The following is an 11,585-nucleotide window of genomic DNA, read 5'->3' as shown; positions in this document are numbered from 1 at the left end:
CCTGGTAGCGCGAGGTTTGCAGACCAGGTGACGTCAGTGCGGGAAAGGCCACAACCGCAACTTTTGCTTGGCCACGCTCCACAGCTTGGCCAGGCCGTGGGGTTCCACGATCAGGAACCAGACGATGAGTGCGCCAAAAACCATGTACTCGGCGTGCGATACCAGCGCCGTCGAAATTTCAACCCCGAAGAGCGAGCCCAAGGCGGGCAGGAACTGATTCAGGAAAATGGGCAGCACCACAATGAACGCTGCACCAAAGAAGCTGCCCATGATGGAGCCCATGCCGCCGATGATCACCATGAACAGCAGCTGGAACGAGCGGTCAATGGAGAAAGCGGCCGGCTCCCACGAACCCAGGTGCACAAAGCCCCACAGACCACCGGCCACGCCGATGATGAAAGAGCTGACCGCAAACGCACTGAGCTTGGCGTACATGGGTCGAATACCGATCACGGCTGCGGCCACGTCCATGTCGCGGATGGCCATCCACTCGCGGCCAATGGCCGAGCGCACCAGGTTTTTCGCCAGCAAGCCAAAGACCACTAGGAAGGCCAGGCAGAACAGGTATTTTTCGACCGGGGTGTCAATGCGCCAGCCCAGCACGCTCAGGTTCGACACTGAAACCGAACCGGATGTGCTGTTGTTGGTGAACCAGCTGATCCGGCTGAAGGCCCAGTCACAAAAAAACTGCGCTGCCAGCGTGGCCACTGCCAGGTACAAGCCCTTCACCCGCAAACTGGGAATGCCGAAGAACATGCCCACGAGGGTGGCAAAGAATCCACCCGACAGCAGCGCCACGATCAGCGGCATGCCGTCGATGCGGATGTAGGTGTTGTAGGCCATGTAGGCGCCCACTGCCATGAAGGCTCCCGAGCCCAGGGAAATCTGTCCGCAGTAGCCCACCAGAATGTTCACACCCAAAGCCGCCAGCGCCAGGATCAGGAACGGGATCAGGATGGCGCGGAACATGTATTCGTCTGCCAGCATCGGTACGCCAATGAAGGCAAACGCAATAAGTGCCAGCACGGCCCAGCGGTCTTGAGCGATGGGGAAGATCTGCTGATCGGCGCGGTAAGAGGTCTTGAATTGACCGTTTTCTCTGTAAAACATGTTCTTCTTCCTTACACGCGGTCAATGATTTTTTCGCCGAACAGACCTTGGGGCCGGAACAACAGGAACACCAGCGCCAGCACATACGCGAACCAGATCTCGATACCGCCGCCCACATAGGGCCCGAGGTAAATTTCGGAGAGCTTCTCGCCGACGCCAATGATCAGACCACCGATGATCGCGCCAGGCACTGAGGTAAGGCCGCCCAAAATGATGACGGGCAGGGCACGCAGGGCTACCGTGGTGAGCGAGAACTGCACGCCGAGTTTGGAGCCCCAGATGACGCCAGCGACCAAGGCGGTGATACCCGCCACAAACCACACGATGACCCAGATGCGGTTGAGTGGGATCCCGATGGATTGCGCCGCTTGGTGGTCGTCCGCCACAGCGCGCAACGCACGGCCCGTTCCTGTTTTCTGAAAGAACAGCGAAAGCACAGCCACCAACAAGGCGGCGATGCAGGCCGCGTACACATCCTCTAGGCTGATCAACACGCCGCCTTCGAAGACGTTTTCGAACAGGAAAACCGGCTCCTTGGGCATGCCCACGTCAATCTGGTAGATCGCGCTGCCAAAGATAGTCTGGCCCAGTCCGTCCAGAAAGTAGGTGATACCCAGCGTGGCCATCAGCAGCGTCACGCCCTCCTGGTTGACCAGGTGGCGCAATACCAGGCGCTCGATCAGCCAGGCCAGCACGAACATGCAAGCGCCAGCCACCACAAACGCGATCAGGTTGCCGAGGAACTTGTTGTCCAGCCCGAGCCACTGAGGAATCCACTCAGAGAACCGGGCCATGGCCAGCGCCGCAAACAGCACCATGGCGCCCTGTGCGAAGTTGAAGACGCCTGAAGCTTTGTAAATCAGCACAAAGCCCAGCGCGACCAGGGAATACAGCATGCCGGCCATCAGGCCGCCCAGCAGTGCTTCTAAGAAAAATGCCATCTTGTTGTCTCCGTGTTCAGTGGCTCGTACCGAGGTACGCGCTGATGACTTCTTCGTTGCTGCGCACCTCTTCGGGGGTGCCGTCACCAATCTTCTTGCCGTAGTCCAGCACCACCACGCGGTCGGAAATGTCCATCACCACGCCCATGTCGTGCTCGATCAGCACGATGGTGGTGCCGAACTCGTCGTTCACGTCCAGGATGAAGCGGCTCATGTCCTGCTTCTCTTCCATGTTCATGCCGGCCATGGGTTCGTCCAGCAGCAGCACCTTGGGCTCCATGGCCAGCGCGCGGCCCAGGTCAACGCGCTTTTGCAAGCCGTAGGGCAGTTGGCCCACGGGCGTTTTGCGAAAGGCCTGAATTTCCAGAAAGTCGATGATCTGTTCGACGTACTCGCGGTGCTCTTCTTCTTCGCGCTGCGCCGGGCCAAGGCGCAGCGCCTGCATGAACAGGTTGCTTTTGATGCGCAGGTTGCGCCCGGTCATGATGTTGTCGATCACGCTCATGCCCTTGAAGAGCGCCAGGTTTTGAAACGTGCGGGCAATGCCCATCTCGGCCACCTGGCGGCTGTTCATGTGCTTGAAGGTCTGGCCGCGAAAGGTGATGCTGCCTTCTTGCGGCGTGTACACACCGTTGATGCAGTTGAGCATGGAGCTTTTGCCCGCCCCGTTGGGGCCGATGATGGCGCGGACCTCGTGTTCCTTCACGTTGAAGGAAATGTCGGTCAGCGCCTTCACGCCACCAAAGCGCAGGCTGATGTTCTGGACGTCGAGAATGACGTCGCCGATTTTTTTGGTCATGCTGCGGCTTTCACTGGGGCAAAGGTCTTGGCGTCGCTCACCTTCAGCGTGGCGCTCACGCTGCCGGTGCGGCCGTCTTCAAACTTCACCTGGGTTTCAATGTATTGCTCGGTCTTGCCACCGTAGAGCGCGTCGATCAACACGTTGTACTTGTCGGCAATGAAGCCGCGGCGGACCTTGTTGGTGCGGGTGAGTTCGCCGTCGTCGGCGTCCAGCTCTTTGTGCAACACCAAGAAGCGGCTGATCTGGCTGCCGGCCAGCAGCTCGTCGCGGCTCAGGTCGGCGTTGACCTTTTCCATGCATTCGCGAATCAGTTCGTACACCTCGGGCTTTTGCGCCAGGTCGGTGTACCCGGCATAGGGCAGGTTGCGGCGTTCGGCCCAGTTGCCCACGGCTTCCATGTCGATGTTGACCATAACGCAGACCTTTTCGCGCTGGTCACCGTAAGCCACCGCCTCCTTGATGTACGAGAAGAACTTGAGCTTGTTCTCCACGTATTTGGGCGCAAACATGGCGTTGTCAAACGCACCACCCTTGATGCGACCCACATCTTTCACGCGGTCGATGATCTTCAGGTGACCCGACGCGTCGATGAAGCCGGCGTCGCTGGTGTGGTACCAGCCGTCGGCGGTCAGCACCTCGGCCGTGGCGGCCGGGTTTTTGTAGTATTCCTTCAGCAAGCCGGGCGATTTCACCAAAATCTCACCGGTCTCGCTCAGCTTGATCTCCACGCCTTCGCAGGGCACGCCCACCGTGTCGGCACGGGCTTCGTGATCGGGTTGCAGGCACACAAACACAGCGGTTTCTGTGGAGCCATACAGCTGCTTCAGGTTGATGCCGATGGAGCGGTAAAAACTGAACAGGTCGGGGCCAATGGCTTCACCGGCCGTGTAGGCCACACGCACCCGGCTCATGCCCAGGCTGTTGCGCAGCGGGCCGTATACAAAGATGTTGCCCAATGCGTACAGCACCGAGTCGGCCAGGCCCACGGATTTGCCATCGAGTTTGTCGGGGCCCACGCGGCGCGCCACGTCCATGAAGGTGTGGAACATCTTGCGCTTGAGGGCGCCCGCGTCTTCCATGCGGATCATCACGGTCGTGAGCAGGCCTTCAAACACCCGGGGTGGTGCGAAATAGTAGGTGGGGCCCACTTCTTTCAGGTCGATGGTGACGGTGGCGCCCGACTCGGGGCAGTTCACCACGTAGCCGGCCACCAGCCATTGGGCGTAGCTGAAGATGTTCTGGCCAATCCAGGCCGGCGGCAGGTAGGCCAGCACCTCGTCTTTTTCGGTGAGTTTGTCAAAGCGCGTGCCCACGGCGGCGCGGTCGATCAGCGTGTTGTGCGTGTGCACCACGCCCTTGGGGTTGCCGGTGGTGCCACTGGTGAAAAACATGGCCGCCACGTCGTCGGGCTGGGCCATGTCAACCTGTTCGCGAAACAGCTGGGGGTGGATCTTGGCGTAAGCCTGGCCTGCGGCCACCAGCTCTTCCAGCGCGCTCAGGCCCGGTTCGTCGTATTTGCGCAGGCCGCGCGGGTCGTCAAAGTACACATGCGAAAGCTGCGGGCAGCGGTCGCGAATTTCCAGCATCTTGTCGACCTGCTCCTGGTCTTCCACCACGGCAAACCGGATGTCGGCGTTGTTGATGGGGAACACGCATTCGGCACCCACCGCGTCCTGGTACAGCGGCACCGGAATGGCGCCAATGGACTGGGCGGCCAGCATGGTGGCGTACAGGCGGGGGCGGTTGGCACCGATCACCACCATGTGTTCGCCGCGCTGCAGGCCGGCCTGGTGCAGGCCGCAGGCAATGGCTTCCACCAGCCGGGCCATGGCAGCCCAGCTGGTGGTTTGCCATATGCCGTATTCCTTTTCGCGCATGGCTGGCGCATCGGGGCGGCGCTGCGCGTGGTCCAGCAACAGTCGGGGGAAAGTGTTTTGCATGGCAACGTCTCCTGAGTCCGGGGACCTGTCCAGAGCACCTCTGGATCAATTCGGCCGCACCGCGTTCAAATCATTCTGGTGCGGATGTTATGCCTGTGTTTGACGTTATGTTGTCAGTGCGACGACAATTGAGGGGTCTTCCCCCCTAGGACTTTCCCTAGTAATTTTTGAACGTTCGGGTCAGCGCCATGTCATCTTTCCTGTCGAATCGCCAAGGTGCAGTGTTGCGCGAGCGCGCCCGTGCGCCCACCGAAGCCGAGTTGGCGCAGATTCCCTGGTTGCCCAGCCTGGGCCCAGCAGAGCGTGCGCGCGCCCTGGAAGGCCTGGTGGTGACCGAGGTGCCGGCGGGCGACTACATCATCCGCTTCGGGCGTGCGGCCACCTACTGGTTTGGCCTGGTGGACGGACTGCTGAAAATGAACAACGACGAGTCGCAGGGCTTTGCCATCACCTTTACCGGCCTGGCGCCGGGTGGTTGGTTTGGCGAAGGCACCGTGCTCAAGCGCGAGCCCTACCGCTACAACGTGCAGGCGCTGCGCAAATGCCGCGTGGCCGGGGTGCCGGTGGATACTTTTCATTGGCTGCTGGACCATTCCATTGGGTTCAACCGCTTCGTCATGCTGCAGCTCAACGAGCGCCTGGGCCAGTTCATTGCCGCCCGCGAAATCGACCGCCTCAACAACCCCGACCTGCGCGTGGCCCGCAACCTCGCCGCCTTGTTTCACCCGCTGCTCTCGCCCAACGTCGACGGCATTTTGCGCATCACCCAGCAAGAGCTGGCTTACCTGGTGGGGCTGTCGCGCCAGCGGGTCAACGAAGCCCTGTCCACCCTTTCAGCCAAAGGCTGGATACGCGTGGAATACGGCGGCCTGCGCGTGCTCGACCTGGCCGCCCTGCGCTCGGGCGAGCTGGAACCCAGCTGAGAGACTGAGCAGTCATCACGCGTGCAATTCCTTTTTATTTCGCCCATTCATCTGGGATGATCCCCCCATGACGACCGACAAACCCGCCCGCACCCTCAAGCTCAATCCGGGCACTGCCGCCAAGCCGCCCGCAGACCCCTATGCCCCGCGCCGCGCGCCCGTGCGCCCACCTGGCCCGGCCCGCGCCAAAAGCGTGTCCGCGTCTGCGCCCAAGCCCCCCCGTGCCGCGCCTGATCGAGCCGGTGGTCCGCGCGGTGCGCCCCTGCCAGACCGGCGTGAACGCAGCTGGGAAGAGCGCAACGATGGCCGCCAAGGCCCCCGCCCAGACATGCGGCAAGACCAACGCCAACCACCACGGCAAGACCCACGCGGCCGTCCCGAACAACCCAACGCCTATGGGCGGGCGCCGGCTGGCCTGCGCGGTGATGAGCGCGGCTGGAGCGAGCGCCCCAACCCCCGCTCAGGTGACCGCCCTGGCCGCAGCGACCCCTATGGCAACCCGCGCGATTCGCGCGACGCGCCCTACGGCGACCGCGCTGCGCGTGGCCCGTCCAGCGCGCCACGCCCGGTGCAGCCGCACCGGCCCGATCTCGCCCGCGTGGGCAACGTGCGCGGTGAAATCCGCCTGAACAAGCGCATGGCCGACCTCGGTCTGTGCTCGCGCCGTGAGGCCGACGAATGGATCGCGCGCGGCTGGGTGCTGGTCAACGGCGAACCCGCCGTCATGGGCATGCCCGTGGCGCCCGACGCCCAGGTCGAGGTGTTGCCCCAAGCCCGCCACCAGCAGGCGGGGCAGGTCACCATCTTGTTGCACAAACCCATGGGCTACGTGAGCGGCCAGCCCGAAGACGGCCACGAAGCCGCCGCTACCCTCATCGGCGCACCCAGCCAGTGGCGCGGCGACGCCCGCCACCCGGCCGACAGCCGCCGCTTCGCCCCCGAACACACCCGCGGCCTTGCGCCCTGCGGCCGGCTCGACATCGACTCTGTGGGCCTGCTCGTGCTTACGCAAGACGGCCGCGTGGCGCGCCAGCTCATCGGGGAGAACAGCGGCATCGAAAAGGAATACCTGGTGCGCGTGCACTACGCGCCCAACGGTCCACACGGCGCGGGCGTGGTCACGCAGGATGTGCAGTCTGTTTTCCCGGCGAACAAAATGGCTTTGCTGCGCCACGGCCTGAGCCTGGACGACCAGCCGTTGCTGCCCGCGAAGGTGGACTGGATGAACCCCGAGCAACTCTGCTTCATCCTGAAGGAAGGCAAGAAGCGCCAGATCCGCCGCATGTGCGAACAGGTGGGCCTGCACGTGGTGGGCCTCAAGCGCATCCGCATCGGCAACGTGGTGCTGGGCAACCTGCCGGTGGGGCAGTGGCGGTATCTGGGGGCGGGTGAGTCGTTTGCCTGAGCCGGTGGGCGGGACGTTGCGCACACACCGAAACGCGGCATAGAGTGAGCCCCCCATTGTTGCGTTCTGACCCTGGACACCATGCACCATGACCGCCCCCACTCCACCCAAGACCCGCCAGCGCACGGTGCTGCGCCACGTGCGCCCGTCTGATGTGCGGGGCGCTGCCCAGCTGGCCTCGCAAGCCACGCTGGGCGTGATCAACATCGCCGAGGGCGTGCACCAGTCGGTGCTGCGGCGGCTGGGGTTTTCGGCGGGTGCCACACCCGAGCACACCAGCGGACTGACCGGGCAGATTTACCGGGGCATTCGCGGTGTGACGCACCTGGTGGGCAATGGGCTGGACGGGGCTTTGGCCCTGCTGCTGCCGCTGGTGGACGACCCGACCACGCACCCAAACGCTTCCCCTGAGCGCGAGGCGGTGCTGGCTGCGCTCAACGGTGTGCTGGGCGACCGTTTGCAAAGTTTTGGCAACCCGCTGGCCCAGCGCATGGAATTGCGCCAAGGCGGGCAGGTGCTGCCGCTGGCGCCCCAAGCGCTGAAGGCGCAGCTGAGCCAGCCCAGCCCGCACCTGCTGCTGCTGGCGCACGGTCTGTGCATGAACGACACGCAGTGGCTGCGCAGTGGACACGACCACGGCGCGTTTTTGGCGCGGGCCTTGGGCTGCACGCCCGTTTACCTGCGCTACAACTCGGGCTTGCACACCTCCATGAGCGGGCGCGAGCTGGCCCTGCAACTGGAGCAGCTGGTGGCGGCCTGGCCTGTGCCGCTGGAGCGCATCACCCTTGTGGGGCACAGCATGGGCGGGCTGGTGGCGCGTTCGGCCGTGCACGCCGCGCGCGAGGCGGGCCAGCGCTGGCCGGGGCTGTTGCGCGAGCTGGTGTTTCTGGGCACGCCGCACCATGGCGCCCCGCTGGAGCGTGCGGGCCACGGGGTGGACTTGCTGCTCGCCTCGTCACCGCACACCGCCCCGTTTGCCCAGCTGGGCAAGATCCGCAGCGCCGGCATTACCGACCTGCGACATGGCCATGTGCTGGACGCCGACTGGCAGGGCCGCGACCGCTTTGCCTCCCCCGAAGACCATCGCACACCGCTGCCTTTGCCCGAAGGGGTGGCCTGCTTCGCCGTGGCTGCCACCCTGGCGCCCAAACGCGGCCTGCTGGCCGACCGGCTGATGGGCGACGGCCTGGTGCCGCTCAACAGCGCGCTGGGCCAGCACGATGAACCGGCCCGCCGGCTGGTGTTTGCCCGGGAAAGCCAGTACCTCACCTACCGCACCGGCCACCTGGACCTGCTTTCGAGCCGCGAGGTGGCGGCGCAGGTTCTGGCGTGGCTGAGTCCGGTGCCCGACGCCGGGGCTTGAAAAACCCCGCCCCGCCCATAATTCACGGCTTGCGTGGGCGCTCTGCTGTGAGCGCGTCTGTGTTTTTCAAACTTTTATTGGTTCCATGAGCAAACAAACCCTGTCATTCCAGGCCGAAGTGTCGCAACTGCTGCACCTCGTCACCCATTCGCTGTATTCCAACCCCGACATCTTCTTGCGCGAGCTGGTCTCCAACGCGTCGGACGCCTGCGATAAGCTGCGTTTTGAAGGCCTGAACAACGCCGCGCTGTTTGAAGACGCGCCCAATCTGGACGTGCGCGTGGCGTTTGACAAAGACGCCAAGACCATCACCATCACCGACAACGGCATTGGCATGAGCCTGGCCGAGGCGGTGGAGCACCTGGGCACCATTGCCAAGAGCGGCACCAAAGACTTCATGAGCCACCTGAGTGGTGACCAGAAGCAGGACGCGCAGCTGATTGGCCAGTTTGGCGTGGGCTTTTATTCCGGCTTCATCGTGGCCGACAAGATCGTGGTGGAAAGCCGCCGCGCTGGCCTGCCCGCGGCCGAAGGCGTGCGCTGGACCAGCGGTGGCACCGGCGACTTTGAGGTGGAAGCCATTGAGCGCGCCGCGCGTGGCACCAGCATCATCTTGCACCTGCGCGACGACAAGAGCGAGTACCTGAGCCACTGGAAGCTCAAGTCCATCATCGGCAAGTATTCCGACCACATCAGCCTGCCCATCTTGATGCAGAAGGAAGAGTGGGACGCCGAGAAGAGCGAGTATGTGCAGCAAGCGGACTGGGAGGCTGTGAACTCGGCCAACGCGCTGTGGGCGCGCAGCAAGAAAGACGTTTCTGACGAGCAGTACGCCGAGTTTTACAAAAACCTCAGCTACGACCAGGACGCCCCGCTGGCCTGGAGCCACAACCGCGTGGAAGGCAGCACCGAGTACACGCAGCTGCTCTACATTCCGGCCAAGGCGCCGGTGGACCTGTGGAACCGCGACCGCAAGTCGGGCATCAAGCTCTACGTCAAGCGCGTGTTCATCATGGACGAGGCCGAGGCGCTGATGCCTTCTTACCTGCGCTGGGTCAAGGGTGTGGTGGATTCGGCCGACCTGCCGCTCAACGTGAGCCGCGAGCTGCTGCAGGAAAGCCGCGACGTGAAAGCCATTCGCGAAGGCAACACCCGCCGCGTGCTGGCCATGCTGGAAGACTTGGCCAAAAAAGACCTGGCGCCCAAAGCCGGAGAAGGCGCCGATGGCGTGACCGATGTGGTGAGCGCTGAAGACCTGGCTGCTGCCGAAAAAGACGCCGGCAAGTATTCGGCCTTCTACGCCGAGTTTGGCGCGGTGTTGAAAGAAGGTCTGGGCGAAGACTTTGCCAACCGCGAGAAGCTGGCCAAGCTGCTGCGTTTTGCGTCCACCACCTGCGACACCGTGAGCGTGAGCCTGGCCGACTACAAGGCCCGCATGAAAGAAGGCCAGCAGGCCATTTACTACATCACCGCCGACAACTTGGCTGCCGCCAAAAACAGCCCGCAGCTGGAAGTGTTCCGTAAAAAGGGCATCGAAGTGCTGCTGATGACCGACCGCGTGGACGAGTGGGCGTTGTCGCACCTGCACGAGTTTGACGGCACCCCCATGCAAAGCGTGGCCAAGGGCGCGGTGGACTTGGGCGATCTGCAAGACGAGGCCGAGAAAAAAGCCGCCGAAGAGGCCGCCGAAACCTTCAAGCCGATGCTGGAGCGCCTGAAGGCCAGCCTGAAGGACAAAGCGCAGGATGTGCGCGTGACCACGCGTTTGGTGGACTCGCCCGCTTGCCTGGTGGTGGAAGACCACGGCATGAGCACCCAGCTCGCCCGCATGCTCAAGCAGGCTGGCCAGCAGGCGCCCGACATGAAGCCCATTCTGGAAGTGAATGCCGAGCACGCGCTGGTGAAAAAGCTGGAGAGCAGCGCCCACTTTGACGACCTGGCCCACATCCTGTTTGACCAGGCCTTGCTGGCCGAAGGCGGCTTGCCAGAAGACCCAGCCACTTACGTGAAACGGGTCAACGCTTTGCTGGTTTGACGTTGGCGACCTGATCCATTGGTTTGGCCCATTCGGGCCGACCACCGAAACCCCGGGGCTGTACGCAGAACCGGGGTTTTTTTCTGGCCCTCCAGCACTGGCCGCGGGGGCGGGAACGCCCAGCCCCGCGCGCTGTCAAAATGGTGTTTGTTTGTGAACCCGGAGGCCTGACCCATGAACACCCGCCCAAACCTGTATCCGTTTTTCGGCCGCGGCACTTCTGCTGTGGTGCTGGCTGCTGCAGCCCTGCTGGGTGGTTGCGCGTCGGTGGGCATTGGCATTCCCATCGGCCCGTTTTCCGTGGGTGTGGGGGTGGGTCCGGGCGGTGTGAACCTGGGTGTGGGCACCGGCGTGGGGCCGGTCGGCGTGGGCGTGGGTGTGAACCAGGACGGCCGGGTCAGCGCGGGCGCTGGCGTGGGGGTGAGCGCCCCCATTGGCGACAGCAAGGCCCGCGTGGGTGTGGGCGTGGGCACCAGCACCACCATTTACGACCCCAGCGAGAAGAAATAGCGCGCGACCTTTGCGCACAAAAAAGCCCACCCGGTCGCCCAGGTGGGCTTTTTCGATGTTGTCTTTCGGTGTGCCCGAAAGGCGCTCAGCTTCAGAGCAGCGTGATGGTCACGTCGATGTTGCCGCGTGTGGCATTGGAATACGGGCACACCTGGTGTGCCGTGTCCACCAGATCCTGGGCCACGGCGCGGTCCATGCCGGGCAGGCTCACGGCCAGGCGGGCGGCAATACCAAAGCCGGCCGGGATGGGGCCAATGTCCACTTCGGCGGCAATAGACGCATCGGCCGGCACGGGCACTTTCTTCAGGCCGGCCACGTGTTTCAGTGCGCCCATGAAGCAAGCCGAATAGCCGGCCGCAAACAGCTGCTCAGGGTTGGTGGCCGTGCCGGCGCCGCCCATGGCTTTGGGTGGGGTCAGTTTGATATCGAGCAGGCCGTCGTCGCTGCGCGAGTTGCCCTCGCGGCCACCCGTGGTGTGGGCGCGGGCGGTGTAAATCACTTGGGTGAGGGTGGTCATGGTGGTTTCCTGGGGTTGAATGCTTCCGGGGAAGCGGGG

Annotated in this window: 9 protein-coding genes and 1 pseudogene; 5 read left to right on the top strand and 5 right to left on the bottom strand. The window is 63.6% G+C overall.

What is annotated here, in order from left to right; translation table 11 throughout:
• Positions 1-33: 33 nt before the first annotated feature.
• From ACTG4K_RS18020 to ACTG4K_RS18005, 4 genes are read right to left on the bottom strand one after another with little or no spacing between them, the layout of a single operon-like run.
• Positions 34-1,110: a branched-chain amino acid ABC transporter permease gene (locus ACTG4K_RS18020; RefSeq protein ID WP_439115605.1), complete on the bottom strand. Its 1,077-nt coding sequence runs from the start codon at positions 1,108-1,110 to the stop codon at positions 34-36.
• An 11-nt stretch (positions 1,111-1,121) separates the two neighbouring features.
• A complete protein-coding gene (locus tag ACTG4K_RS18015) occupies positions 1,122-2,051 on the bottom strand; it encodes a branched-chain amino acid ABC transporter permease (protein ID WP_439115604.1) in 930 nt (309 codons plus the stop codon).
• A 16-nt stretch (positions 2,052-2,067) separates the two neighbouring features.
• Positions 2,068-2,850, bottom strand: a complete 783-nt coding sequence (locus ACTG4K_RS18010; protein ID WP_439115603.1) for an ABC transporter ATP-binding protein — start codon at positions 2,848-2,850, stop codon at positions 2,068-2,070.
• A complete protein-coding gene (locus ACTG4K_RS18005) occupies positions 2,847-4,793 on the bottom strand; it encodes an AMP-dependent synthetase/ligase (protein WP_439115602.1) in 1,947 nt (648 codons plus the stop codon). The genes ACTG4K_RS18010 and ACTG4K_RS18005 overlap by 4 nt, the downstream gene beginning before the upstream one ends.
• Positions 4,794-4,981: 188 nt before the next feature.
• On the opposite strand from ACTG4K_RS18005, the gene ACTG4K_RS18000 reads away from it, so the two are divergent.
• From ACTG4K_RS18000 to ACTG4K_RS17980, 5 genes and pseudogenes are all read left to right on the top strand, one after another.
• Positions 4,982-5,716, top strand: coding sequence for a Crp/Fnr family transcriptional regulator (locus ACTG4K_RS18000; protein ID WP_439115601.1), 735 nt, complete (start codon positions 4,982-4,984; stop codon positions 5,714-5,716).
• A 67-nt stretch (positions 5,717-5,783) separates the two neighbouring features.
• Complete coding sequence (locus ACTG4K_RS17995; protein WP_439115600.1) at positions 5,784-7,121, top strand: pseudouridine synthase; 1,338 nt, start codon at positions 5,784-5,786, stop codon at positions 7,119-7,121.
• Positions 7,122-7,209: 88 nt separating this feature from the next.
• Positions 7,210-8,484 (top strand): esterase/lipase family protein, encoded by a 1,275-nt coding sequence (locus tag ACTG4K_RS17990; protein ID WP_439115599.1) that lies wholly within the window; start codon positions 7,210-7,212, stop codon positions 8,482-8,484.
• An 85-nt stretch (positions 8,485-8,569) separates the two neighbouring features.
• Entirely contained in the window at positions 8,570-10,519 is a 1,950-nt protein-coding gene (htpG, locus tag ACTG4K_RS17985) for a molecular chaperone HtpG (protein WP_439115598.1), read from the top strand.
• Between the two features lie 174 nt (positions 10,520-10,693).
• Positions 10,694-11,017, top strand: a pseudogene (locus ACTG4K_RS17980) (hypothetical protein); the annotation flags it as partial.
• A 103-nt stretch (positions 11,018-11,120) separates the two neighbouring features.
• Here the strand turns inward: ACTG4K_RS17980 and ACTG4K_RS17975 are convergent.
• Positions 11,121-11,546 (bottom strand): organic hydroperoxide resistance protein, encoded by a 426-nt coding sequence (locus tag ACTG4K_RS17975; protein ID WP_439115597.1) that lies wholly within the window; start codon positions 11,544-11,546, stop codon positions 11,121-11,123.
• Positions 11,547-11,585 lie beyond the last annotated feature (39 nt).

The sequence above is a fragment of the Hydrogenophaga sp. genome (assembly GCF_965657535.1).
GTDB lineage: Bacteria > Pseudomonadota > Gammaproteobacteria > Burkholderiales > Burkholderiaceae_C > Hydrogenophaga.
The sequence above is the reverse complement of the archived record's forward strand: the minus strand, read 5'-3'. Positions and strand labels throughout refer to the sequence as shown.